This window comes from Sphingomonas sp., assembly GCF_019749955.1.
Lineage (GTDB): Bacteria > Pseudomonadota > Alphaproteobacteria > Sphingomonadales > Sphingomonadaceae > Sphingomonas.
In genome coordinates this window covers 48,487-72,154 of record NZ_JAIEPC010000023.1, presented here as the reverse complement: position 1 = coordinate 72,154, position 23,668 = coordinate 48,487, and the positions used below count along the sequence as shown (strand labels likewise).

Below are 23,668 nucleotides of genomic sequence, written 5' to 3'. Positions count from 1 at the left end.
TTCGCCAAAAGGGCGCGCTATGACGCTGTCAAAATCCTTTCGCTTGGCTGTTGCGATGCTTGCGATCGTCCCGCTGATCGGCAGCGACGTCGCCGCGCAAGAGGGCGCTGGCCCGAGCTTTGAAGTGAGCGGCGTCGAAGTCGATGTCAGCGCGAAGAGCTCCGATACCGCCCGGACCGCGGGCTGGCGGCTCGCGCAACGCAAGGGCTGGGTGATGCTGTCGCGGCGGATGGGCGTTGGCGGCGCAGGCTTGCCCGATTCGGTGCTCGATCAGCTTGTGTCGGGCATTGTCGTCGAAAGCGAGCAGATCGGCCCGACGCGCTACATTGCAAAACTGGGCATCCGGTTTGATCGGTCGCGCGCGGCATCAATTCTGGGCGTCAGTGCATCGTTCACGCGGTCGCCGCCCTTCCTGCTGCTGCCGATCGAATGGACCGGCGGCGCGCCGCTGGCGTTCGAGCGCAAGAGCGTGTGGCTCGATGCCTGGGGGCGCTTCAACGGAGGCAACAGCACGGTCGATTATGTGCGCCCGGCCGGCAATGGCCCCGATGCGCTGCTGCTGAACGCGGGGCAGATCAACAGGCCGGGGCGGGGCCAGTGGCGGTCGACGCTCGCGCAATATGGCGCGTCCGACGTGCTGATCCCGATCGTCCACCTCGAACGCCAATGGCCCGGCGGGCCGATCATCGGCCGGTTTCAGGCGCGCTTTGGCCCCGACAATCGCCTGTTGACCAGCTTTTCACTGCGCGTGAGCAATGCCGATGCGTTGCCCGCGCTGATGGATGCGGGCGTCAAGCGCATCGACGCGGCGTATCAAGCTGCACTGTCGAGCGGCATCCTCCGCATCGATCCGGGGCTGCTTGCTCGCGCGCCGACGGCGGTCGATGAAGCGACCGTCCCCGACGAGTCGCTGCTCCCCGAAGATGTGATCGGCACCAGCGAAGTGCCGGCCATCGGCATCACCGTACAGGTCGAGACGCCCACGGCGGGCGCGTTCGATTCGTCGCAGGCGACGCTCCGCGGCATTCCGGGTATCCGCAGCGTGTCGATCGATAGTCTCGCGCTTGGCGGCATTTCGGTGCTGCGTGTGACCTATGAAGGCGATGCGGCGACGCTGCGGTCGGCGATTGAGGCGCGCGGCTGGGCGGTGATTTCGGGCGGGGGCGCTTTGCGCATGCAGCGCCGTGCGCCCAGCCTGCCGCCGCCCGACGTGCCTGCGGACAATGCCACCGCCGGATGACGCAGCTGCCGCTCCCCCTGGCCTGGCCCGCAGACCCGACCGACGACGACTTCCTGATCAGTGCCTCCAACGCCCATGCCGCGCAGCATTTGCGGCGATGGGGCGCGTGGCCGGTGATGGCGACCTTGCTCGCGGGCCCGCGCAAATCGGGCCGCAGTACGCTCGCGCGGCTGTTCGCGCAGCATAGCGGGGGCACGATCATCGACGATGCCGAACGCGTGAGCGAAGCAGCGATCTTCCACGCCTGGAACGCGGCGCAGGACGATCGCCGCCCGCTGCTGATTGTTGCCGAAGCGCCGCCGCCCGAATGGCGCGTCAAGCTGCCCGATCTGCGCTCGCGCTTGGCCGCGACCCCGGTCGCGCGGATCGAGGCGCCCGACGACGCGCTGATGGCGGCGCTGTTCGAACGCGCCTTCCTGCGCCGCCAGCTCGATGCGCGCGCCGATCTGATCCAGTGGCTGGTCGCGCGGATCGAACGCAGCCATGTCGCGATCGAGCGCACCGTCGACACGCTCGATCAGGCCGCGCTCGCGCACCGCAAACGCCTGTCGATTACGCTCGCGCGAACCGCTATGACCAGCGCCGGGCTGTTGACGGCTCGAACCCGCGAATCAGGTGAGACCAACGCATGAGCCGTCCGACGCCGCTTGTGGACATGAGCGATGATGACGAACAGTTCGAAGCCGGGAGCGGCGGCGACCGGTTCTTCAACCGCGAGCTGAGCTGGCTGGCATTCAATCGGCGCGTGCTCGAAGAAGCGCGCAATCCGGCGCATCCGCTGCTCGAACGCTTACGTTTTCTGTCGATTTCGGGCTCGAATCTCGACGAATTCTTCATGGTGCGTGTTGCCGGCCTGAAGGGGCAGCAAATGCAGGATGTCGACCGCTTTTCGGTCGACGGGCTCAATTCGAGCCAGCAGCTCGCGGTGATCGTCGCCGAAGCCGATGCGCTCGTCGAAAGCCAGCGTACGGTGTGGCGTGAGCTGCGCACCTTGCTCGCCGAAACCGGCATTACCGTGCTCAGTTCGCGCACGATCGACGAATCGCTCAGTGCCGATGAACTCGCCTGGCTCGAAACCCAGTTCCGCGAGCAGATTTTCCCGATCCTGACGCCGCAGGCACTCGACCCCGCGCATCCGTTCCCGTTCATGCCCAACAAGGGGCTGGCGGTAATGTTCGATATGGTGCGCGATTCGGACGGGCAGCCTATGCGCGAATTGGTGATGCTGCCCGCGCCGATGCCGCGCTTCGTGCGGTTGCCGGGTGAAAACGCGCGCTATGTCGCGGTCGAATCGCTGGTCAAGCGCTTCTCCGACCTCGTTTTTCCCGGCTACCGCAAGCTGGGGGCCGCCGAATTCCGCGTGCTGCGCGACAGCGATATCGAGATTGAGGAAGAAGCCGAGGACCTCGTCCGCCACTTCACCAATGCGATCAAGCGGCGGCGGCGCGGCCGGGTGATCCGGCTCGAACTCGAATCGGGTATGCCTGAAGTCTTGGGCAGCGTGCTGCGCGACGAACTCGGCGGCAGCGATGCCTTTGTGACCGAAAGCGGCGCGTTTCTGGGCGTCGGTGCGCTCGAAGCGATTGTCGATGAGGATCGGCCCGACCTGAAATTCCCGCCCTATTCGCCGCGCTTCCCGGAACGGATTCGCGAATATGGTGGCGATTGCTTTGCCGCGATCCGCGCCAAGGACATTATCGTCCATCACCCGTACGAAAGCTTCGACGTCGTGCTCGCCTTTTTGCGGCAGGCGGCGAGCGACCCCGATGTCGTGGCGATCAAGCAGACGCTCTACCGCGCGGGCAAGCAGCCCGCCGTCATCAACGCGCTGATTGCTGCCGCCGAAGCGGGCAAATCGGTGACGGCGGTGGTCGAGTTGAAAGCGCGTTTCGACGAAGAGCAAAATCTGCTCTGGGCGTCGGCGCTTGAGCGCGCGGGGGTGCAAGTCGTCTATGGCTTCATCGACTGGAAAACGCACGCGAAGATTTCGCTCGTGGTGCGGCGCGAAGTGGGCGAATATCGCACTTATTGCCACTTCGGCACCGGCAATTACCACCCGATCACCGCGCGTATCTACACCGATCTGAGCTTCTTCACCGCCGATCCACGGATCGGGCGCGATGCGTCGCAGATGTTCAATTATGTGACCGGCTATGTCGAGCCGACCAATATGGAGCTGCTCAGCATGAGCCCGCGCAACCTGCGCGCGCGGCTGGTCGATCTGATCGAGGCCGAGATCGGCTTTGCTCGCGCGGGCAAACCGGCGGCGATGTGGGCGAAGATGAATTCGCTCGTCGACCCTGCGATTATCGAAAAGCTCTATGAAGCGAGCAACGCCGGGGTCCAGATCGACCTCGTCATCCGGGGCATCTGCTGCCTGAAGCCCGGCGTGCCCGACATGAGCGAGCATATCCGCGTCAAATCGGTGATCGGGCGCTTCCTTGAGCACAGCCGTATCTGGGCGTTCGGCAATGGTCGTGCGTTACCCAATGATGGTGCCAAGGTTTTCATTTCGTCGGCCGACTGGATGCCGCGCAATTTCGATCGGCGGGTCGAATATATGCTGCCGATTCTGAACCCGACCGTGCATGATCAGGTGCTCGATCAGGTGATGGTCGCCAATTTGATCGACAACGAACAAAGCTGGGATTTGCAGAGCGACGGCGCCTATGTCCGCACCGATCCGGGTGATCGGCCGTTCAACCTGCACCGTTACTTCATGACCAATCCGTCGCTGTCGGGGCGTGGCGCCGCGCTGGCGACCAGCGATGCGGTGCCCAAATTGTCGCTGCGGCGCCGTGCGGCGCGGACGAGCGCTTAACGCCCGGTGGCCACGCTCTTCTTCCGCAAGAACCGCGCCGAAGCGCTCGGCGGCGATCCGCGCACCGGCATTATCGACATCGGGTCGAATTCGATCCGGCTGGTCGTCTATCAGGGGCCAGCGCGGCTGCCGGCGATCCTGTTCAACGAGAAAGTCATGGCCGGGCTGGGGCGTGGGCTTGGCACCACCGGCGCGATCGAGCCCGGCGCGCTCAAGGTCGCGCGGCTGGCGCTCGCGCGCTTCGCTGCGGTTGCGCGCGAAATGGATGTTAATGAGCTGCGCACCGTTGCGACGGCGGCCGTACGCGATGCGGTGAATGGTCATGATCTGCTCGACGATGCCCGCGCGCTTGGGCTGACGGTTGAGCTGCTCTCGGGCGAGCAGGAGGCTTTGGGGGCCGGGCTGGGCGTGCTGTCCGCCATTCCCGACGCCGATGGCATTGTCGGCGACCTTGGCGGCGGCAGCCTTGAGCTGGTGCGGGTGAAGGACGGCGTGATCGGCGAGCGTGCTTCCTTCCCGCTCGGCGTCTTGCGGCTGGCGGCGCTGAAGGCCGAGGGGCCGCGCAAGTTTGATCGCGCGATCAGCAAGCTGATCGCCGCCGCAGGGTGGGAAGGCGCGGGGGCAGGGTTGCCGCTTTACCTGGTGGGTGGGTCGTGGCGGACGCTCGCGCGGCTCGATATGCACCAGATCGGCTATCCGCTGCCGATCATCCACCAATATGAAATGACGCCGATGGCGGTGTCGCGGCTGGGGCGCACGCTGAGCCATGTGGCGAAGGGCAAGCTGCGCGCGATCCCGAACCTGTCGACGGCGCGTCTCCCTACCTTGCGCGATGCCGGCGCGCTGTTGAGCGTGTTGCTGCGCCATCTCGACGCGCGCACGACCATTGTCTCGGCCTTTGGCTTGCGTGAGGGGCTGCTCTACGCCGGACTCGATCCTGCCGAGCGCGCGCTTGATCCGCTGATCGTGGCGGCACGCGACGAGGGGCGGCGGCTTGGGCGCTTTGCCGAGCATGGCGACATTCTCGATAGCTGGATCGCGCCGCTGTTCGCGGGCGAGGAACCCCGGCTCGCTAGACTGCGGCATGCCGCGTGCCTGCTTGCCGATGTCGGCTGGCGCGCGAACCCGGAGTTCCGTGCCGAACGCGGCGTCGAGATTGCGCTGCACGGCAATTGGGTGGCGATCGACGCACCGGGCCGCGCGCAAGTCGCGCAGGCGCTGTTCAGTTCGCTCGGCGGCGGGCTGACCTCACCGCCGCCAATCCCGGCACTGACCGGCACGGCCGAGACGCGCCGCGCGATGGGCTGGGGCCTGGCGATGCGGCTGGGGCAGCGGCTGTCGGGCGGGCTTGCCGGGCCGCTCCAGCGCAGCCGGATCGACGACGACGGCGCGGCGATCGTGCTGACGCTCCCGGGCGCCGACCGCGCGCTCTACAGCGAAGCGGTCGAGCGGCGACACAAGGCGCTGGCGGGGTTGCTGGGGCGCGGGGTGGCGGTGCGGGGGTAGGGGCCTGCGTTCGCGATGCGGCCAACATTCCTACTTCGTCTGCAGAACAGCCAATGCCTTTATATCTGAACCGTCCGCCTGTGCGCGTGCCGCGCAGAGAATGCTGGTTAGTCGGCCGCCCGTGCGTTCGAGTCCTGTCCAATTCATGATGCAACTCCCGCGAGAGACAGGGACCGGCGTTGCACCTCCAGCAAGATATAGTCGTTCGACACCAAGCATCTGAACGGCGTCGGCCCCAAATCCTTGTTTCCCTTCGATCGTCCCTGCGAAGCCAAGAATCCTGCCATCATCGCCGCTCTTGTCGGAAAACTGTATGAGCACGGTGCCGCGCTCCGTGCGGGTGATGACAACAACGTCACATCCGAATTTGCTGTTTTCACCGTCATCGACTGTAACGCCCGATTTTGCGTCGCACGTACCGTTGGCAATGATAGGCTTGCCTACAATTTGGGAAAATGCGGGCGTGGACAATAAGAGTAAAATGAGCGTGACGATCAGGCGTCTCACTTGGTTTGTCCTTATAGAATATGGCATTTTAAAAGAATGATATTAGTCTGAATTTTGCCTCCATTGGTCAGTCCTCCCTACTCCTCCTCGGCCCGCGTCATCTTCAGCCGCCCGTTCTTCACCGCGAACCCCAGCCGCCCCTCGACCAGCGCGAGGGCGTCCTTGCCGAACTGGTCGTAGCGCCAGCCTTCGAGCATCGCCAATCCCTCGCGCTGCCCCGCCGCCAGCGCCTCCAGCTCTTCGGTCCGCGCCAACAGCTTCGCCGCCACATCGATGTCGCGCGCGCGAATCTTCAACAGCAGCTTGAGCAGATCGGCAACCAGCGCGCCTTCCTTGCCCATGCCGGGCTTGCGGTCGTCGCGCGGGGGCATTTCGTCGGTGCTCATCGGCTTGGCGCCTTCGAGCGCCGCCATCAGCCGCGCGCCGATGTCGTTCTGCGCCCACGCCGCCGAGAGGCCGCGCACGCGCGCGAGATCGGCTTGCTTCTTGGGCGGACTGCCCGCCAGATCGGCGAGCGTCTCGTCCTTGACGATGCGGCCGCGCGGCAAATCCTTGCCCTGCGCCTCGATCTCGCGCCAGCGCGCGAGCGCCTTCAGCCGCCCGAGCACTTCGGGCTTGCGCCCGGCGATCCGCACCCGTCGCCAAGATTCCTCAGGGTCGTTGCGGTAGTTCGCCGGATCGGCGATCCGCTCCATTTCCTGGTCGAGCCACGCGCCGCGCCCGGTCTTGCGCAGTCGGTCGAGCATTTTCGGGAAAATCACCGACAAATGCGTGACGTCACCGATCGCATATTCGATCTGGCGCTTGTCGAGCGGGCGGCGGCTCCAGTCGGTGAAGCGTGCGCCCTTGTCGACCGCGATGCCGAGATAGGTCTCGACCAGATTCTGGTAACCGATCTGCTCGCCTTGCCCGAGCGCCATGGCGGCAATCTGGGTGTCGAACAGCGGATAAGGCGTCTTGCCGGTGAGGTTATAGACGATTTCAATATCCTGCCCGCCGGCGTGAAAGACTTTCAGCACGTCCTCATTCTCGACGAGCAGGTCGAGCAGCGGCTTCAAATCGATGCCGTCGGCCATCGGATCAATCGCGGCGGCCTCGTTCTCGTCGGCGATCTGGATCAGGCACAGCTCGGGCCAATAGCTGTTTTCGCGCATGAATTCGGTGTCGACGGTGATGAACGCCGCGTCGGACAACCGGTGGCATAAATTGGCGAGGCTGGCGGAGTCCGTGATCAGATCATGAATGTGCATGACGCTGGGTAGCATCGCTTCATGACGTCATCTAGCCTTGGCGGGCGTCAAACTGCGCAGCGCATGCTTGACAAGCGCGGGGCGAACGCTTGTTAGGCCGCCATGCATATTTACCGCACGCACACTTGCGCCGAGCTACGCGCCGACAATGTCGGGCAGGAAGTCCGGGTTTCGGGCTGGGTCCACAAGAAGCGCGACCATGGCGATCTCGTCTTCGTCGATCTGCGCGATCATTACGGCATCACCCAGATCGTCACCGAAGTCGACGGCCCCGCCTTTGCCGTGATCGAGAAATTGCGCCCCGAAAGCGTGGTGACGGTGACCGGCAAAGTGACCGCGCGGGCGCCTGAAGTCGTCAATCCCAACCTGCCCACGGGCGCGATCGAAATCCGGGCGGTCGAGGCGGTGGTGCAATCCGCCGCGCAGGAATTGCCGATGCCGGTCGCGGGCGAGGCCGATTACCCTGAGGACATCCGGCTGCGCTATCGCTTCCTCGATCTGCGGCGCGAGCGGTTGCACGCCAACATCATGCTGCGCAGCCATGTCATCGCGTCGCTGCGCCAGCGGATGATCGGGCAGGGCTTTACCGAATTCCAGACGCCGATCCTGACCGCGAGCAGCCCCGAAGGCGCGCGCGACTATCTGGTGCCGAGCCGGGTGCATCCGGGCAAATTCTACGCGCTGCCGCAGGCGCCGCAGATGTTTAAGCAGCTGTTGATGGTCGCGGGCTTCGACCGTTACTTCCAGATCGCGCCATGCTTTCGCGACGAGGATGCGCGGGCGGATCGTAGCCCGGGTGAATTCTACCAGCTCGATTTCGAAATGAGCTTTGTGACGCAAGACGATGTGTTCGCGGCGATCGAGCCGGTGTTGCACGGCGTGTTCGAGGAATTCGCCGACTGGCAGGGGAAGGGCCGCACCGTCAGCGCGCTGCCGTTCAAGCGCATTCCCTACCGCGAATCGATGCTCAAATACGGCAACGACAAGCCCGATCTGCGCAATCCGCTGATTATCACTGACGTGACCGAGCTGTTCCGGGGAAGTGGTTTCGGGCGGTTCGCGTCGATGGTCGAGGGCGGCAATGTCGTCCGCGCGATTGCGGCGCCGAACACCGCCGAGAAGAGCCGCAAATTCTTCGACGACATGAATGCCTGGGCACAGGGTGAAGGCTTCCCCGGCCTTGGCTATGCGACGCAGAAGGACGGCGTGTTCGGCGGCCCGATCGCCAACAATCACGGGCAGGACGGCATGAAGGCGATTGCCGAGGCGCTCGGCCTTGGCCCTAATGACGGCATCTTCTTCGCGGCGGGACCCGCGGCGCAGGCGGCCAAGCTTGCGGGCCTTGCACGCACCCGCGTTGGCGAGCAGCTTGGGCTGATCGACGCCAACCGCTTCGAATTCTGCTGGATCGTCGATTTCCCGATGTTCGAATATGACGAGGACAACAAGAAGATCGATTTCAGCCACAATCCCTTCTCGATGCCGCAAGGCGAGATGGAAGCGCTGGAGACCAAGGATCCGCTCGACATCCTCGCCTATCAATATGACATCGTGTGCAATGGCGTGGAGCTGTCGTCGGGCGCGATCCGGAACCACCGGCCCGACATCATGTACAAGGCGTTCGAGATTGCGGGCTATAGCCAAGCCGATGTCGACAGAAATTTTGCGGGCATGATCAATGCCTTCAAATGCGGTGCGCCGCCGCACGGTGGCTCGGCGCCGGGGGTCGACCGGATCGTGATGCTGATTGCGGGCGAGCCCAATATCCGCGAAGTCGTGGTGTTCCCGATGAACCAGCGCGCCGAAGACCTGATGATGGGCGCCCCCAATTTCGCGACGGCCAAGCAGTTGCGCGAACTTAACCTCCGCCCGTTAGAGGTGGCCAAACCCGGCGCCTGACGCCGGATCAACGAAAGGGCGCGCATGCTGGAGAAGGGGCTGGAACCGGAGACGCCATCGGGCCTCGTCCGCAGCCTCGGCGTGCTCGGCGTGCTGTTCCTGACGCTCTCAGTGGCGACGCCGGTGTCATCATTGTTCGTGATCGTGCCGGGGATGTTCAGTGTCGCGGGGACGGGCGCGGTGTGGGCGATGCTGCTCGCCACGATCGTCTGCATCGCCACGGCCTATGTCTATGCGGAACTCGCGTCGAACTGGCCGGTGGCGGGCGGCGAATATGTGATGGTCGCGCGGACATTGGGGCCGATGGCGGGCTTTGTGATGCTCGGCGTCAACGTGTTCAACAATTTGCTGTTTCCGCCAGTTGCGGGGCTTGGCCTGAGTGCGGTGCTGGCCGCGATCTGGCCGGGGCTACCGCAAATCCCGCTGGCGCTGATCGTGGTGGGGGGCGCGACCCTGGTGTCGCTGCTCCAGATCCGGGTGAATGCGCTGATCACCGGCGCCTTTCTGCTGATCGAGCTGGTCGCGGCGCTGCTGGTGATCGGATTCGGCTTTGGTCATGCCGTGCGCGGGATGGGGGGCTTTCTCGCCGCGCCGGTGATGCTCGCCAGTGACGGCGCACATCTGATTCCCGCAACTGCCGGATCGATTGGCGTTGCCGCATCAATCGCCATTTTTGCGCTCAACGGCTATGGCGCCGCCGTTTATTTCGGCGAGGAAATGCACGAAGCCCCGCGCAAGATCGCCCGCGCGATCTTCTGGGCAATGGTCGCAACGGTCGCGATCGAGGGATTGCCGATCCTCGCCGCGCTGGTCGCCGCGCCCGATCTGGTCGCGCTGTTCAACCATGATGATCCGTTCGGCCATATCGTGCGGCTTTACGGCGGCGGGCAAGCCGCGGACTGGCTTGCGATTGGCGTCGCGATTGCGATCGTCAATGCGGTGATCGCGTGTATCCTCGCCTGCGCGCGCTTCTTCTATGGCACCGCGCGCGATCGGTGCTGGGGGCGCCCGATCGATCAATTGCTGACCGCGATCCACCCGCGCTTCGGATCGCCGTGGATGTCGACGCTGATCGTCGGCGGGGCTGGAGCCGCATGCTGCTTCGTCCCGCTCGAGCAATTGCTGGTGCTGAGCGGCACCGGGCTGATCGCGATTTACGCAGGCATTGCGCTTGCAGTGATCGCCGGACGCCGCAGCGGCCAGACGGCGAACGCGCCGTTCCGTATGCCGCTCTATCCGCTCGCGCCGCTCGTCACACTGGCGGCGCTGGGCTATATCGTCTGGCTCAACTGGCTCGATCCGGGCGAGGGGCGCACCGGCCTGCTGATGACCGGCGCGCAAATCCTGCTCTCAGCCGCCTATTACCGGCTGGTGCTGCGCCCGCGCGGGAACTGGGAAGTGCATGTGCCGGTCGTGACCGCGCCATGATCAAGCTGAGCGATTACGAAGCCGCGCATGACTATTCCGGCAATTTTGATGCCGATCTCGCGGCGCTGCAAGAGCGGCTCGCGCGGATTCAGGTCGCGCATATCTGCCACGGACGCCGCGCAATCGTGATGTTCGAAGGCTGGGACGCGGCCGGCAAGGGCGGCGCGATCCAGCGGCTGACCGCACGCTGGGACCCGCGCTATTACGAAGTCCACCCGGTCGGCGCACCGACAGCGGAGGAAAAGGGTCGCCATTTCCTCTGGCGATTCTGGACGCGGCTGCCAATGGACGGCGACATCGCGGTGTTCGACCGCAGCTGGTACGGGCGCGTCCTCGTCGAACGCGTTGAGGGTTTCGCGATCGAGACCGACTGGAAGCGCGGCTATGACGAGATCAACGAGTTCGAGGCGCAACAGGCTGATTCGGGCACGACGATCGTCAAACTATTTCTCCACATCACCCAGGTCGAGCAGGACAAAAGGCTGAAGGATCGACTGCAGGACCCGTGGAAGCGCTGGAAAACGGGGCTCGAGGATTATCGCAACCGATCGCGACGCGAGGACTATCTTGACGCGATGCACGAGATGTTCAAGCGCACCGACACGCGCTGGGCGCCGTGGACGGTGATCGACGGCAATGACAAGAAATCGGCGCGGATCGCGGCGCTGACGGCGATCGCCGACCGGCTCGAAGCGCATGTGTCGATGGCGCCACCGCCGGTCGATCCCGCGCTGGAAAAGGTCGCGCGCAAGGCGTTGGGGTTGGGTTAGTTCGCCTCGGCTTATAGTGCCAAAACCTCCCATCCGCTCATGCTGAGCTTGTCGAAGCATCGTCCTTCTTTTGCGGGCCGTTGGAAGAAGAAGAACGGCCCTTCGACAAGCTCAGGGCAAACGGTGAGGGAAAACTTCGCACGAACCCGGGCGCGATTCGGCGGGGAGGTGCCGTCTAACCCGCCATCAACGTATCGATTGCGCTTTGCAGGATGTAGCTCGCCGCAAGCTTGTCGACGCGCTCGGCGCGCTTGGCGCGGCTGACGTCCTCGGCGATCATCTGGCGCTCGACGGCCTGCGTCGACCAGCGCTCGTCCTGCAGGAAGATCGGCAGCCCCAGATCGGCCATGTTGCGCGCAAAGGCGCGGCTCGATTGCGAGCGCGGGCTTTCGCTGCCGTCGGTCAGGTTGAGCGGGAGGCCGATGACGATGCCCGCGACCTGCTGCTCGGCAATCAGCGCGGCGAGCGCGGCTTTGTCGGCCGTGAATTTGGTGCGCCGGATCAGCAGTGCGGGCGAGGCAAAGGTCCACCCCGCATCGCACAGCGCGGTGCCGATCGTCTTGGTGCCGACATCGAGCCCGATCAGCCGCCCGCCCTGCGGCAGCGCCGCGCGGAAATCGGTGCGCTCGGTGGTGATCACGGCGCTTTGAACGCCGCCAGTCGCCGCGCGACATCGGCGCGGACATTGGCCCAGAACAGGCTGTAGTCGAACACATGGTAGTTATTGCCGGGCAGCACATAGCGCCCGAATTCGCTCGGCGGCGATCCGATCATCAGGAACCCGCGCCCGGTGCACCGCGCCGGAATGCGGCCCGCGCCGATCGTCGCGGTTTTCAAGTCCGCCGAGGGAAAAAGCGTGCCGAGATTCGCGCTCGCGGGTGCATCGGCATCAGGGGTGCCTGTGATCGGGTTGGTGCAGACCAGCGCGGTGCCGCTGCGCGCGACCCCGGCAAAGCCGGTCGACGCATCAAAGGTGTCGAGGATCATCGCCGGATCAGCGGGCTCGGCGAAGCTTTGCCATGAGAGCAGGCAGCCCGTCTGGTCGGCGCGGGTGCATTCGGGCAGGCCGAGCGCGGGCAGGTCGGCGCTGCGCGACACGGGCCAGCCGACGACATAGGCCGCGACAATGCGCTTCGCGAGCGGCGTGCCCGCGACGCGATCGTGCAGCAGCCGCGCGAGGTGCAGCGCGCCCTGGCTGTGCCCGGCGAGGATGATCGGACGATTGGGGCCGATGTCGCGCAGGAAGGCATCGAATGCCGCGTCGACATCGCGATAAGCGAGATCGAGCGCCTGCTGCGCCGTGGCTTCGTTGGTCAGGAACGCACCGAATGTCGCCTGACGATAGCGCGGCGCCCAGATGGCTGCACTTTCGTTGAACGCGCTCGCCTGCCCACGCAGGAACAGCGCCGCGCGATCATTGGCGGTCGCGTCGTCGAGTGGTGCATTCCAGCGGCTGCGGTCGAGGTACGAGGTCGGGTGGATGAAGAACAGCGCTGCACCCGGATCGGCAGCGGGCGTGTACCCCGGCGGCGTCCAGAGCGCGGGATTGCCGGGCTTGTCGGGGCGCGCAATCCACAGGCGCGCGTCGGCATAATCGGCTGGCGGCACGGCAGGCAGCGCTTGGAATGCCGCCGACGGCACGAACGCGGCACGCATCATCTGCGCGCCGAAAATCCTGAAAGCGAGAAGACCAGCGAGTGCCATGACGATGAGGACGGCGACCAGATAGAGGAATTTGCGCGCCAACCGGGATACTCCGAAAAATGGTGCGGTGCAGCAAAAACTCGCCAGTCGCACGGCAGTTCCCCTGCCGCATGACGGGCGGGCGCGCAATCGCGATCCCGACGCCGCGCAGGTCGACTGAATAGGTTGCGTAAGGCGCGCGCGCGATGCTAGCCGCTCCAGCATGGCAGTAGACATTCCCACCGTAAGAAAAATCGCGAGTCTCGCCCGGATCGCGATCACCGAGGACGAAGCCGCGCGGATCGCGCCCGAGCTCGACAATATCATGGGCTGGATCGAGCAACTCGGCGAAGTCGACACGCATGACGTCGAGCCGATGACGGCGGTGATCGCCAACACGCTGCGGCTGCGCGACGATGTGGTGAACGCCGATCCCCTGACCGGCGGCAATGTCCGCGACGCGGTGCTCGCGAATGCACCCCAGGCCGAGCATGGCTTTTTCACCGTGCCGAAGGTGATCGAATAATGAGCGATATCACCGATCTCGGCGTTGCCGCTTTGCGCGACGGCGTGCGCACCGGCAGCTTCTCCGCGCGCGAAGTCGCCGACGCGTTCATCGCCAAGGTCAGCAAGGCCAAGGCGCTCAATGCGTTTCTGGTTGAGACCCCCGATCACGCGATTGCCGCCGCGACCGAAGCCGATGCCGCACGCGCGGCGGGCGAGACGCTCAAGCCGCTGGCGGGCGTGCCGATCGGGATGAAGGACTTGTTCTGCACCAAGGGCGTGCCGACCACCGCCGCCAGCCTGATCCTCGAAGGCTTCACCCCGCAATATGAATCGACCGTGTCGAGCAATTTGTTCGCGGCAGGGGCAGGGATGCTCGGCAAGCTCAACATGGACCAGTTCGCGATGGGATCGTCGAACGAGACCAGCGCGTTCGGCAACGTCATCTCGCCGTGGCGACGCCGCGACGGTGGCAATGCGCCGCTCGCGCCCGGCGGGTCGTCAGGCGGCAGCTCGGCGGCAGTGTCCGCGCGCTTGTGTCCAGGTGCGACCGGTACCGACACCGGCGGCTCGATCCGCCAGCCTGCCGCGTTCGTCGGCATTTCAGGCATCAAGCCCACCTATGGCCGTTGCTCGCGCTGGGGCGTGGTGGCGTTTGCTTCGTCGCTCGATCAGGCCGGACCAATGGCGCGCGACGTCCGCGACTGCGCGATCCTGTTGGAGGCGATGGCGGGCTTCGATCCGAAGGACGCGACCTCGCTCGACCTGCCGGTGCCGCAGTGGGAAGCCGGACTCAACAGCAGCATGGTCGGCAAGCGGATCGGCATTCCGAAGGAATACCGTGTCGACAATATGCCCGCCGAAATCGACGCACTGTGGCAGCAGGGGATCGACTGGCTGAAGGATGCGGGCGCAGAGATCGTCGAAGTCTCGCTGCCGCACACTAAGTACGCGCTGCCTGCTTACTACATCATCGCGCCCGCTGAAGCCTCGTCGAACCTCGCGCGCTATGACGGCGTGCGCTACGGCCTGCGCGACCTGCCCGAAGGCGCGAACCTGCAGGACATGTACGCGGCGACGCGCGCGGCGGGCTTTGGCGACGAAGTGAAGCGCCGAATCATGATTGGCACTTACGTTTTGTCGGCGGGCTTTTACGACGCGTACTTCACACAGGCTTCGAAGGTCCGCACGCTGATCGCCCGCGATTTCGACCGCGCGTTCGAGGCTTGCGATTACCTCCTGACTCCCACCGCGCCGAGTGCCGCCTTCGCGCTTGGAGAGAAGAGCGCCGATCCGATCGCGATGTATCTGAACGACGTCTTCACGGTGCCGTCGTCGCTGGCGGGGCTGCCCGCGATGAGCGTGCCGGGCGGGCTCGACAAGGCGGGGCTGCCCTTGGGTTTGCAGATCATCGGCCGAGCGCTCGACGAGCAGGGCGTGCTCAATACATGTCTGGCATTGGAAGAGCGTGCCGGGTTTGTCGCGAGGCCCGATTCGTGGTGGTAAAGGCCATTTGAAAGAGGCCTCTCGCAAGCCCCGTTGGCACATGCGCTGGAAAGTGTTACTTGAGTAACACTGGAGAAGTGTGATGAACGCGTCGACCCGTATCGAAACTGGCATGATGACAAGCAAGGGACAGATTCTCATCCCCAAGGCGATTCGCAATGCAGCTGGCCTGCTGCCTGGCCAACCCTATAAAGTGAGTCTGGATTCCGATGGACGCGTGACGGTTGCGCCACTTGGCGATGGGCCAGCGGATATCGAGATGCGGCGGCAGGCACAGGCGAAAGCCATCGATTTATTGGCCGGACGGTTCTTCTTTGGGGGTTCCACCGACGAGGTAATGCGCGAATTGCGGGGCAACTACGCGCCGTGATCTTGGTCGATTCTAACATATTGATCGACGTGCTTGGACGGGATCCTCAATGGTTCGACTGGTCTCGCAGCCAGATTGCGCGAGCGGCTGAAGGCGCCTATCTTTTTGTCAATCCCGTGGTCGCTGCGGAAATCGGCTGGCAGTTCGAAGGTCCGGATCATTTTCGGTTGGTGATGAGCGCATTGCTGATTGGCGTCGAAAGCCTTGACGAGTCGGCAGGCATCCTCGCCAGTAAGGCGTATCAGCGCTATCGAGAGCGCCGCGGCAGCGACGCGCCGCGCCTGCCGCTGCCGGACTTCCTGATTGGCGGCCACGCACAGCACAGAAGTGCGTCCATTCTGACTCGTGATCCGCGCTTTTACGTCACCTATTTCCCCGAACTCACCCTCATCACGCCCGAGACCGAAGCATGACCGAAGCCTCCACCTACACTCTCCGCGGCGAAACCGGCGATTGGGAGGTCGTTGTCGGCCTCGAAGTCCATGCGCAGGTGACCTCCAACGCCAAGCTCTTTTCGGGTGCTGCCACCGCCTTCGGGGCCGAGCCGAACACGCAAGTGTCGCTGGTCGATGCCGCTATGCCCGGCATGCTGCCGGTGCCCAACCGCGAGTGCATCCGCCAAGCGGTGCGCACCGGCATGGCGATCGAGGCGCAGATCAACAAATGGTCGCGGTTCGACCGCAAGAATTATTTCTACGCCGATCTGCCGCAGGGCTATCAGATCAGCCAGCTCTATCATCCGATCGTGGGCGAGGGCGCGATCATGATCAGCCTCGATGACAAGAACCCCGATGCCGCGACCAAGCGGATCGGCGTCGAGCGCATCCATGTCGAGCAGGATGCCGGCAAGCTGATGCACGATCAGCATCCGACGCGCTCGTACGTCGATCTCAACCGATCGGGCGTCGCGCTGATGGAGATCGTGTCAAAGCCGGACATGGCTTCACCCGCTGAAGCAGGCGCTTATCTGTCGAAGCTGCGATCGATCCTGCGCTATGTCGGCTCGTGCGACGGCAACATGGATCAGGGATCGATGCGCGCCGATGTCAATGTCAGCGTGCGCAAGCCCGGCGATCCGCTCGGCACGCGGACGGAGACCAAGAACGTCAATTCGGTCCGCTTCGTGATGGCGGTGGTCGAGCAGGAAGCCAAGCGCCAGATCGCGGTGCTGGAGGCCGGCGGGCGGATCGTCCAGGAAACGCGGCTCTACGATCCCGATCGCGGCGAAACGCGGTCGATGCGGTCGAAGGAAGACGCGCACGACTATCGCTACTTCCCCGATCCCGATCTGCTGCCGCTGGTGCTTGACGACGCGTTTCTAGAGGAATGCCGCGCGAGCTTGCCCGAGATGCCTGACACGAAGCGGGCGCGCTACGAAGCACTTGGCATCACGCCGTATAACGCCGCCGTGCTGACCGCCGATGTCGACGCGGCGCGCTGGTTCGACGCGCTGCTTGAAACGGGCGCCAAGCCGGTTGCGGCGGCCAATTGGGTGACGTCGGAGCTGTTCGGCGCGCTCAACCGGCTCAACAAGGATATTGCCGCTTCGCCCGTGACACCGGCACAGGCAGGCGAGCTGCTCGGCCTCGTCGCCGACGGCACGCTGTCGGGCAGCCTCGCCAAGCAGGTGTTCGAGATCATGCTCGAAACCGGGCAGGGCGCCCCCGCGATCGTCGAAGAGCGCGGGCTCAAGCAGACCAGCGACACTGGCGCGATCGAAGCGGTGATCGCCAAGGTGCTTACCGACAACGCCGACAAGGTTGCGCAGTATAAGGGCGGCAAGGAAGCGCTTTACGGCTTCTTCGTCGGCCAGACGATGAAGGCCATGGGCGGCAAGGCCAATCCGGGCGTGGTCAACGATCTGCTGAAGAAGGCGCTGGCCTAGGCGCCCGCGTCGCACGCCCCTTTGATCCCGGCAATCCATGCCTTGATCAGCGCCACGCCCTCGGCATGCGTCAGGCTGCGGCCGGTTTCGGGCATCATCTCGCCGGGGTCGTTGGTTTCGAGGCGATAGGCGAGGATCGAGCTTTCGGGGTGGCCGGGCACGATCCCATAGCGCCGGTCGCCAGTACCGCGCCCCGCCGCGATCGGCGGCTTGCACGCGCCGAGCTTGCGCAGGTCCATCGTCGGCGAATCGAGCCACAGGCCGGAGACGCGCGCGGGGCCGGTGGCGCTGTGGCAATGCGCGCAATTGGTGTCGAGATAGGCGCGCGCGCGGGCGTCGATCGGCGCACTTGCATCGTCGAAGCGGGCATCGCGTGGCGCGGCATTGGCGGCGGGCGCGCCGGTGAGATAGCCGATCTGCGTCAGCCGGGTGAGCTGGTTGATCGCGCCACCCTCGCCCGGAAAATCGCGGTTTAGGTGGCGTGCCTTCAGCCCGATCGGAAATAACTTCTTCGTCCGGTCGGTCGCGTGGCATCCGGCGCATTGGTTCACATTGGGGACGGTGTAGGTGAAGTGCCTCCGCCTGCCGCCGTCGTCGAAATCGAGCGGGATTTCGGCGCCCGTTCGTTGCAATGTCGCCTCGGTCTGCGCGGCATTCCAGACATAGGGCAGCGCGTCCCAGCCGTTTGCGCGCCGGACCAGCAGCCGGGTCTCGATCAGCCGCGTTTGGCCAAGGTCGAGCCCGGTCACGCCGGTCTGGTAGCTGGCGGGCGTCGCTTTCAGCACGTGCGCGCTGGTGCCGGGGGCAGCGCCCGCAGGCGTGGTGTAATAGAAGGTCTTGGCGATGATCGTGCCGACCGGAAAGTCGAAGGTCTTCGCCGGATCATAAATCGCGCTCATGCCCTTGGGCACGAACACCGCGCGCCATTTCTGCGCATAATCGCTGAACAAGGGCGCCGCGAGTTCATAGCTGACGAGTCCGGCGCGCGGGGCGATGCGACCATCCTTCACGTCGAACAGCCCCCAATCAGCGAGCGATTGCGGATTCTCGTCGGCGTGGAAGGTGACGACGGCAGGCGCGCGCGCGCAGCCCGCCAGCAGCAGCGCAGCGAGCAGCCCAAGCAGCAACCGGATCACGCAGGCGCCGTCACTTCGTCATCATGGCGGGCAGGCTGATCGCGGGCAGGCGCGTCGCGGGCGCGCAATTCAGCCCGGTATCGATATGCGGGCTCGCCGATTTGTTCGGGCCATCGACGTTGAGCACCTTGGCATCGCCGTTCTGGACGCAGATGCCGGGCTTGGCGATCTTGGGATTGGTGAACCCGTCCCACAGCACTGCCGGCAAAGCGCCGCCGCCCAGCGCCTTCAGTGGCGCATATTTCTCGCCGGGATCGGTACCACCGCCCGAAATACGGTTGCCGGTGACGAAGACATTTTCGGGGAAGGGATCATAGGCCGCCGCAACCCCCTTCGTCGCGGCAAAGCCCAGCGAATAGAAGCTCGAGATGATGACGTTGGCGGTCTTGTTATCCTTCAGGTCGTTATCGAAAATCTCGACCTCATCGTTCGAATTGACGATCACACCCGATCCTGACGGGACCGAGGCGACCGCAGTACCCTTCGCGCCGAAATTGACGTGGTTGTTGGCGGTCACCTGATTGCGGAACACGCGGGTCTTGCTGCCGGGGACGGGCAGGTCGGGCATGTTGAATACGAGGATGCCGCCCGCATTGCCGGTCGCGACATTGTCGTGGACGTCAGCACCGGTCGAATTCTCGATCTCGATGCCCGCGACGTTGTTTTCGGCGCGGTTGCGGCGGACGATGATGTTTTTGGACTGGCCGACATAGATGCCAGCATCCGACGCGCCCTTCACGACGCAATCCTCGATCAGGACGTTGGTGACCTGCACCGGGTAGAGGCCGTAAGCGCCGTTCGACGTCTTGGGCGCGCCCGACCAGCCGACCCGCACGCGGCGCATCACTGCATTGGTGGTGCCGTTGATCTTGAGCGCATCGCCCTTGCTGTCTTCGATCGCGACATCTTCGAGCGTGAAATCGTCGCCAGTCACCAGCAGTCCTTCGGCCCCCGAATTCTGCCGCGCGAACGAGAGCACCGATTTGTCCATGCCCGCGCCCTTGATCGTCACGCCATTCGCGGCAAGGCTGAGGCTCCGGGTCAGCGCATATTTGCCCGCCGGGATGGTGATGACACTCCCCGGCTTGGCATCGAGCAGCTGCGTCTGCAGCCGCTTTTCGAATTCGGGGTCGATGGTGAAGCCTTGCGCGTCGGTTTTTGGTGCGCCGGTACAGCCTGAAACAATCAGAATGGCGCCACAGATCGGGGCCCAGAACGGGGGGGTAAGGCGCATGGCGCATCCTCTTCGCTTGGCCAATCCAGATGTCGGCCCGTTCCGCGCAGTCTAGGGCGGCGGCAGGGCGTCTGGCAACGGCTAGCTAAAGGCTGGCTCCCTGAGTAGGATTCGAACCTACGGCCGCTCGATTAACAGTCGAGTGCTCTACCGCTGAGCTATCAGGGAATGCGGTGCGAAGGGCGCTCTATAACCGGCGATTGCGGCATTGCAATAGCTTTGGGGGCGCCGACGCGTCTCGGGTGCTCAAGCGATGAATTGCTCCATCGTGATCCGGTCGTCGAGCGCATGTTCGGGATCGAACAGCAGCGTGAGTTCGCGCGTGCGGTCGATCGCGATTTCGACACTGGCGACATCGCGGACTTCGCGTTGATCGGCGACGGCGCTGACCGGGCGCTTGTGCGGTTCGAGCACGCGCAATCTGATTCGCGCCTTGTCAGGCAGGATCGCCCCGCGCCAGCGTCGAGGGCGAAACGGGCTGATCGGGGTGAGCGCGATGAGCGCCGAGCCGAGCGGCAGGATCGGGCCTTGTGCGGAGAAATTATAGGCCGTCGAGCCGGCTGGCGTCGCCGCGAGAATACCGTCGCACGCCAGTTCGGGGATGACGACACGGTCGTTGAGCGTCACTTCGAGCTTGGCGGTCTCGCGGGTTTCACGCAGCAGCGACACTTCATTGATCGCGGGCAGCGACACCGTCTCGCCCGACATAGTGGTCGCCACCATCCGCAGCGGCGTCACCTTGAATGCCTTGCTTCCCGCGAGCCGCGCGTCGAGGCCATAGACCTGCCAGTCGTTCATCAGGAAGCCGACCGTGCCGAGGTTCATCCCGAAAACCGGCAGCGGATTAGCCGGGCGCTCGAGCTGGCGGTGGAGCGTTTGCAGCATGAAGCCATCGCCGCCGAGCGCGACGATCAGCTCGGCCTGATCCTCGCTCACCCACTCATAGCCGTCGGCGAGTGCCTGAGCGGCTTCCTGCGCTTGCGGCGTCGGCGAGACGGCGAGCGCGCGCCGGGGCTGGCCGGTCATCCGCCGGTGACGCTCATGTGGCGCGCAACCGCTGGCGCGCTGCCGGGGGCGATGGCGAAGTCGTGCCGTTCGGGCTTCCGGATCATCGCGCTGTCGAGCGCCGCGTCGAGCGCGAACAGGCCGCCCTCGCGGATCGCCGCCTTCAGATCGACCTGATCGTCATGGCCTAGGCACATGAACAGCTTGCCCTCGGTCGTCAGCCGCACGCGGTTGCAGGTCGCGCAGAAATTATTGGTCAGCGGCGAAATCAGCCCGAGCTTGGTGCCCCAGGGGCTGACGCGCCAGTAACGCGCCGGGCCGCCGCTATTGTGGTCGCTCGGGTCGAGTGTGAAGCGCGTGGCGAGATCGGCGAATACCGCCGTCAACGGCACGAAGCGATCGGCGCGGTCTTCATCGATCGCGCCGAGCGGCATTGTCTCGATCAGCGACAGGTCGAAGCCATTGGCGCCGCACCATGCCAGCATCTCGGGGATTTCATGGTCGTTGAGCCCTTTCAGCGCGACCAGATTGATCTTGACCTTCAGCCCCGCGTCGCGCGCGGCAAAAATGCCGCCGAGCACTTGGGTAACGTCGCCGTGGCGGGTGATGTGGCGAAAGGTCGCGGGATCGCGGCTGTCGAGGCTGACGTTGATCCGCCGCATGCCCGCTGCATAGAGCGCCTCGGCATGGTCAGCGAGCCGGGTGGCATTGGTCGTCATTGTCAGCTCGTCGAGCCCATGTCCCAGCGAGCGACCGAGCCGCGACACCAGCTCGGTGACATCGCGCCGCACCAGCGGCTCGCCGCCCGACAGCCGGATCTTGGTGACGCCGCGCGCGATGAACCGCTCGGCGATCAGTGCAATTTCTTCAAGGCTCAGCAACTGCGCCTTGGGCAGAAAGGTCATTTCCTCAGCCATGCAGTATCGGCAGCGCAAGTCGCAGCGATCGGTGACCGAGATCCGCAGATAGCTGATCGTGCGACCGTGGCGGTCGATAAGGGCGGGGCCGCAGGACATGGCCCAAGAGCTAGGGCTTCGTGCGAGTGGCGGCAAGGGTATCATCGTGTCACACCGGGGACAACGACTCGCGACGGGAGAGGCCGATGAGCGCGGCAATCGAAGCATTATTGGCGCAGGCGCGCGCCTTGCGCACCGCAGGACAGGCCGATGCCGCAGCCACGGCCTATCGCAATGCGGCCACGCTGGCGCGAACGGAAGACGCGCCGCTCGGGCTGGCGCACGCCTTGCGGCACGTCTCCGATCTGGCCCGCGAGGCCGGGCGCGACGACGAAGCGCTGGCGACCGGCAGCGAGGCGCTCGCGCTTTACCGCGCACAGGCGACACCGCTGCCGCTCGACCTCGCCAATGCGCTCCGCGTGACGGCGCTCGCGCTTGACCTCAATGATCAGCACGACGCTGCGGTGTCCTTGTGGCGCGAAGCGCGCGGCCTCTATGCTGGACTCGGCATTTCCGCCGGGGTTGCCGAATGCGAGCAACACCTGCCGCGACGCGCGACCTGACGGCAGTCAAACCGAAAGCACGAAAAAGCTGATCGACGCGGCCGCCATGACGGCCGTGGCGAGCCAGCCCGCGACGATCATCGGTACAGATAGCGTCAGCCGACCCATCGCGCGCTTGTTGGTCGCGATCAGCATCATCGCCGCCATCAGCGGCGCGGCAAGTACGCCATTGACGACCGCGCTCCAGTAAAGCGCCTTGATCGGATCGATCGGCGTGAAGTTAAGCGCGACCCCGGCCAGCGTCGTCAGCGCGATCACCGCGTAAAAGGCGCGCGCCTCCTTCAGCCCGCGGGCCAGGCCGGTCGTCCAGCCGAACATCTCGCTAACGCCGTAAGCTGCCGACCCCGCCAGCACCGGCACCGCGAGCATGCCCGTGGCGATGATGCCACTCGCGAACAGCGCAAAGGCGAAATCGCCGGCTATCGGGCGGAGCGCCTGCGCGGCCTGCGCCGATGTCTGGATGTCGGTGATGCCTTGCGCGTGGAGCGTCGCTGCGGTTGCGACAATGATCGACAGCGCGATCAGGTTGGAAAAGCCCATGCCGATGATCGTGTCGGTACGAATCCGTCCCAGTTCCGGTCCGGCCGTATCGGGCGCGATGCACAAAGGCTTGACGTGGCGGCGGTGTCCTTCCTCGACTTCCTGGCCGCTCTGCCAGAAGAACAGATAGGGCGAAATCGTCGTGCCCAGCACTGCTACCAGCGCCATCGCATGCGGCGCGTCGAACACCAGCGTCGGGATCAACGTACCGCTCATCGCCCGGTCGACCGGCACTCGCGCGGCAAAGGCGACGGCGACATAGGCAAAGAGCGACAGCGTCGCCCATTTGAGCGCGGCGGCATAGCGCGGATAGGCGACAAACACTTCGAGCGCGATGCAGACCACGCCGAACCCGATCGTGTAGAGATGCACCGACCCGCCCAGCAATTGATCGAGCGCCGCCCCCATCGCGCCGAGATCGGCGCCCAGATTGATGACATTGGCGATTACCAGCAGCCCGACGACGATCCGCACCACGATATGCGGATAATGGCGACGCAGATTTTGCGCGATGCCGGCGCCCGTGACGCTGCCGATGCGCGCGGCGATTTCCTGAATGACGACCATCAGCGGAAAGCTAAACAGCATCGTCCACGCAAGGCTAAAGCCGAACGCCGCGCCGACCTGGCTGTAGGTCGCGATGCCGCTGGGGTCGTCATCGGCGGCACCGGTGACCAGCCCGGGACCGAGCTTGCGCAGCAGCCCGACCGCCGGGCGCGACGGTGCGGGGTCGACGCCCGCTGGAATATCCGCCGCCATGGCCGAATGCCTAGGCTTTGCGACAGGGCTTACCAAGCGCGATATCGCTGTCCGAACGGGCTGGGGTCAGGCGGTAGCGAAGCCCGGCGGGCGCTGCTACGCTGGC

The 23,668-nt window shown here is 64.9% G+C and carries 22 protein-coding genes and 1 tRNA gene; 13 read left to right on the top strand and 10 right to left on the bottom strand.

Annotated elements, in window-relative coordinates:
- Nucleotides 1-55 precede the first annotated feature (55 nt).
- Genes K2W81_RS07280 through K2W81_RS07265 form a run of 4 tightly spaced genes read left to right on the top strand, consistent with a single transcriptional unit; the run spans nt 56 to nt 5,567 of the window.
- Nucleotides 56-1,240 carry a heavy-metal-associated domain-containing protein gene (locus K2W81_RS07280; protein ID WP_294102739.1) on the top strand — a complete coding sequence of 395 codons (1,185 nt, stop codon included), beginning with the start codon at nt 56-58 and terminating at the stop codon, nt 1,238-1,240.
- The gene (locus tag K2W81_RS07275) at nt 1,237-1,872 is read left to right on the top strand and encodes a DnaA/Hda family protein (RefSeq protein WP_294102736.1); all 636 of its coding nucleotides are present in this window, start codon (nt 1,237-1,239) and stop codon (nt 1,870-1,872) included. The genes K2W81_RS07280 and K2W81_RS07275 overlap by 4 nt, the downstream gene beginning before the upstream one ends.
- A 23-nt stretch (nt 1,873-1,895) precedes the next feature.
- The gene (locus K2W81_RS07270; RefSeq protein WP_294102933.1) at nt 1,896-4,061 is read left to right on the top strand and encodes an RNA degradosome polyphosphate kinase; all 2,166 of its coding nucleotides are present in this window, start codon (nt 1,896-1,898) and stop codon (nt 4,059-4,061) included.
- 6 nt (nt 4,062-4,067) lie between these two features.
- Nucleotides 4,068-5,567, top strand: a complete 1,500-nt coding sequence (locus K2W81_RS07265; RefSeq protein ID WP_294102733.1) for a Ppx/GppA family phosphatase — start codon at nt 4,068-4,070, stop codon at nt 5,565-5,567.
- A 30-nt stretch (nt 5,568-5,597) separates the two neighbouring features.
- Here K2W81_RS07265 and K2W81_RS07260 read toward each other — a convergent pair whose 3' ends face one another.
- The gene (locus K2W81_RS07260) at nt 5,598-6,074 is read right to left on the bottom strand and encodes a hypothetical protein (protein WP_294102730.1); all 477 of its coding nucleotides are present in this window, start codon (nt 6,072-6,074) and stop codon (nt 5,598-5,600) included.
- A gap of 77 nt (nt 6,075-6,151) precedes the next feature.
- On the bottom strand, nt 6,152-7,324 hold the full coding sequence (gene rnd / locus K2W81_RS07255; RefSeq protein WP_294102931.1) for a ribonuclease D: 1,173 nt from the start codon (nt 7,322-7,324) through the stop codon (nt 6,152-6,154).
- Between the two features lie 102 nt (nt 7,325-7,426).
- Between rnd and aspS the strand changes: the two genes are divergently transcribed.
- Genes aspS through K2W81_RS07240 form a run of 3 tightly spaced genes read left to right on the top strand, consistent with a single transcriptional unit; the run spans nt 7,427 to nt 11,421 of the window.
- Nucleotides 7,427-9,223, top strand: a complete 1,797-nt coding sequence (gene aspS / locus K2W81_RS07250) for an aspartate--tRNA ligase (protein WP_294102728.1) — start codon at nt 7,427-7,429, stop codon at nt 9,221-9,223.
- A 24-nt stretch (nt 9,224-9,247) separates the two neighbouring features.
- Complete coding sequence (locus tag K2W81_RS07245; protein ID WP_294102726.1) at nt 9,248-10,651, top strand: APC family permease; 1,404 nt, start codon at nt 9,248-9,250, stop codon at nt 10,649-10,651.
- Complete coding sequence (locus K2W81_RS07240; protein ID WP_294102724.1) at nt 10,648-11,421, top strand: polyphosphate kinase; 774 nt, start codon at nt 10,648-10,650, stop codon at nt 11,419-11,421. Before K2W81_RS07245 ends, K2W81_RS07240 begins: the two co-directional genes overlap by 4 nt.
- A gap of 175 nt (nt 11,422-11,596) precedes the next feature.
- Here the strand turns inward: K2W81_RS07240 and ruvX are convergent, their stop codons facing one another.
- Both ruvX and K2W81_RS07230 read right to left on the bottom strand, forming a co-directional pair.
- Nucleotides 11,597-12,061 carry a Holliday junction resolvase RuvX gene (gene ruvX, locus K2W81_RS07235; protein ID WP_294102713.1) on the bottom strand — a complete coding sequence of 155 codons (465 nt, stop codon included), beginning with the start codon at nt 12,059-12,061 and terminating at the stop codon, nt 11,597-11,599.
- The gene (locus tag K2W81_RS07230; protein ID WP_294102710.1) at nt 12,058-13,167 is read right to left on the bottom strand and encodes a DUF3089 domain-containing protein; all 1,110 of its coding nucleotides are present in this window, start codon (nt 13,165-13,167) and stop codon (nt 12,058-12,060) included. The genes ruvX and K2W81_RS07230 overlap by 4 nt, the downstream gene beginning before the upstream one ends.
- 160 nt (nt 13,168-13,327) lie before the next feature.
- Between K2W81_RS07230 and gatC the strand changes: the two genes are divergently transcribed.
- The 5 genes from gatC (at nt 13,328) to gatB (ending at nt 17,369) form a co-directional block, all read left to right on the top strand.
- Complete coding sequence (gene gatC, locus K2W81_RS07225) at nt 13,328-13,630, top strand: Asp-tRNA(Asn)/Glu-tRNA(Gln) amidotransferase subunit GatC (RefSeq protein ID WP_294102708.1); 303 nt, start codon at nt 13,328-13,330, stop codon at nt 13,628-13,630.
- A complete protein-coding gene (gene gatA / locus K2W81_RS07220; RefSeq protein WP_294102706.1) occupies nt 13,630-15,114 on the top strand; it encodes an Asp-tRNA(Asn)/Glu-tRNA(Gln) amidotransferase subunit GatA in 1,485 nt (494 codons plus the stop codon). Before gatC ends, gatA begins: the two co-directional genes overlap by 1 nt.
- An 82-nt stretch (nt 15,115-15,196) precedes the next feature.
- Complete coding sequence (locus K2W81_RS07215) at nt 15,197-15,484, top strand: AbrB/MazE/SpoVT family DNA-binding domain-containing protein (RefSeq protein WP_294102703.1); 288 nt, start codon at nt 15,197-15,199, stop codon at nt 15,482-15,484.
- Nucleotides 15,481-15,897 carry a type II toxin-antitoxin system VapC family toxin gene (locus K2W81_RS07210; RefSeq protein WP_294102700.1) on the top strand — a complete coding sequence of 139 codons (417 nt, stop codon included), beginning with the start codon at nt 15,481-15,483 and terminating at the stop codon, nt 15,895-15,897. Before K2W81_RS07215 ends, K2W81_RS07210 begins: the two co-directional genes overlap by 4 nt.
- Complete coding sequence (gatB, locus tag K2W81_RS07205) at nt 15,894-17,369, top strand: Asp-tRNA(Asn)/Glu-tRNA(Gln) amidotransferase subunit GatB (protein WP_294102698.1); 1,476 nt, start codon at nt 15,894-15,896, stop codon at nt 17,367-17,369. Before K2W81_RS07210 ends, gatB begins: the two co-directional genes overlap by 4 nt.
- Here gatB and K2W81_RS07200 read toward each other — a convergent pair.
- The 5 genes from K2W81_RS07200 to moaA all read right to left on the bottom strand — a co-directional run bounded on the left by K2W81_RS07200 (nt 17,366) and on the right by moaA (nt 21,760).
- Complete coding sequence (locus tag K2W81_RS07200) at nt 17,366-18,505, bottom strand: SO2930 family diheme c-type cytochrome (protein ID WP_294102697.1); 1,140 nt, start codon at nt 18,503-18,505, stop codon at nt 17,366-17,368. The two genes, gatB and K2W81_RS07200, sit on opposite strands and share 4 nt — an antisense overlap.
- Nucleotides 18,506-18,515: 10 nt before the next feature.
- The gene (locus K2W81_RS07195) at nt 18,516-19,739 is read right to left on the bottom strand and encodes a parallel beta-helix domain-containing protein (RefSeq protein ID WP_294102695.1); all 1,224 of its coding nucleotides are present in this window, start codon (nt 19,737-19,739) and stop codon (nt 18,516-18,518) included.
- A gap of 93 nt (nt 19,740-19,832) precedes the next feature.
- Nucleotides 19,833-19,907 (bottom strand) — tRNA-Asn (locus K2W81_RS07190).
- A gap of 78 nt (nt 19,908-19,985) precedes the next feature.
- On the bottom strand, nt 19,986-20,765 hold the full coding sequence (locus K2W81_RS07185; protein ID WP_294102692.1) for an NAD kinase: 780 nt from the start codon (nt 20,763-20,765) through the stop codon (nt 19,986-19,988).
- The gene (moaA, locus tag K2W81_RS07180; protein ID WP_294102690.1) at nt 20,762-21,760 is read right to left on the bottom strand and encodes a GTP 3',8-cyclase MoaA; all 999 of its coding nucleotides are present in this window, start codon (nt 21,758-21,760) and stop codon (nt 20,762-20,764) included. Before moaA ends, K2W81_RS07185 begins: the two co-directional genes overlap by 4 nt.
- A gap of 86 nt (nt 21,761-21,846) precedes the next feature.
- On the opposite strand from moaA, the gene K2W81_RS07175 reads away from it, so the two are divergent.
- On the top strand, nt 21,847-22,263 hold the full coding sequence (locus K2W81_RS07175) for a hypothetical protein (protein WP_294102688.1): 417 nt from the start codon (nt 21,847-21,849) through the stop codon (nt 22,261-22,263).
- Nucleotides 22,264-22,269: 6 nt separating this feature from the next.
- Here the strand turns inward: K2W81_RS07175 and K2W81_RS07170 are convergent, their stop codons facing one another.
- On the bottom strand, nt 22,270-23,562 hold the full coding sequence (locus K2W81_RS07170; RefSeq protein WP_294102686.1) for an NRAMP family divalent metal transporter: 1,293 nt from the start codon (nt 23,560-23,562) through the stop codon (nt 22,270-22,272).
- Between the last annotated feature and the right edge of the window lie 106 nt (nt 23,563-23,668).

What these genes read in the sequence shown, in the direction of transcription:
- K2W81_RS07270 (WP_294102933.1), top strand. Translation starts at nt 1,896, where the DNA reads ATGAGCGATGATGACGAACAGTTCGAAGCCGGGAGCGGCGGCGACCGG.
- K2W81_RS07175 (WP_294102688.1), top strand. Translation starts at nt 21,847, where the DNA reads ATGAGCGCGGCAATCGAAGCATTATTGGCGCAGGCGCGCGCCTTGCGC.
- aspS (WP_294102728.1), top strand. Translation starts at nt 7,427, where the DNA reads ATGCATATTTACCGCACGCACACTTGCGCCGAGCTACGCGCCGACAAT.
- moaA (WP_294102690.1), bottom strand. Translation starts at nt 21,760, where the DNA reads ATGTCCTGCGGCCCCGCCCTTATCGACCGCCACGGTCGCACGATCAGC.
- rnd (WP_294102931.1), bottom strand. Translation starts at nt 7,324, where the DNA reads ATGCACATTCATGATCTGATCACGGACTCCGCCAGCCTCGCCAATTTA.
- K2W81_RS07185 (WP_294102692.1), bottom strand. Translation starts at nt 20,765, where the DNA reads ATGACCGGCCAGCCCCGGCGCGCGCTCGCCGTCTCGCCGACGCCGCAA.
- K2W81_RS07170 (WP_294102686.1), bottom strand. Translation starts at nt 23,562, where the DNA reads ATGGCGGCGGATATTCCAGCGGGCGTCGACCCCGCACCGTCGCGCCCG.
- gatA (WP_294102706.1), top strand. Translation starts at nt 13,630, where the DNA reads ATGAGCGATATCACCGATCTCGGCGTTGCCGCTTTGCGCGACGGCGTG.
- K2W81_RS07215 (WP_294102703.1), top strand. Translation starts at nt 15,197, where the DNA reads ATGAACGCGTCGACCCGTATCGAAACTGGCATGATGACAAGCAAGGGA.
- K2W81_RS07280 (WP_294102739.1), top strand. Translation starts at nt 56, where the DNA reads ATGCTTGCGATCGTCCCGCTGATCGGCAGCGACGTCGCCGCGCAAGAG.
- gatC (WP_294102708.1), top strand. Translation starts at nt 13,328, where the DNA reads ATGGCAGTAGACATTCCCACCGTAAGAAAAATCGCGAGTCTCGCCCGG.
- K2W81_RS07240 (WP_294102724.1), top strand. Translation starts at nt 10,648, where the DNA reads ATGATCAAGCTGAGCGATTACGAAGCCGCGCATGACTATTCCGGCAAT.
- K2W81_RS07195 (WP_294102695.1), bottom strand. Translation starts at nt 19,739, where the DNA reads ATGCGCCTTACCCCCCCGTTCTGGGCCCCGATCTGTGGCGCCATTCTG.
- gatB (WP_294102698.1), top strand. Translation starts at nt 15,894, where the DNA reads ATGACCGAAGCCTCCACCTACACTCTCCGCGGCGAAACCGGCGATTGG.
- K2W81_RS07245 (WP_294102726.1), top strand. Translation starts at nt 9,248, where the DNA reads ATGCTGGAGAAGGGGCTGGAACCGGAGACGCCATCGGGCCTCGTCCGC.
- K2W81_RS07275 (WP_294102736.1), top strand. Translation starts at nt 1,237, where the DNA reads ATGACGCAGCTGCCGCTCCCCCTGGCCTGGCCCGCAGACCCGACCGAC.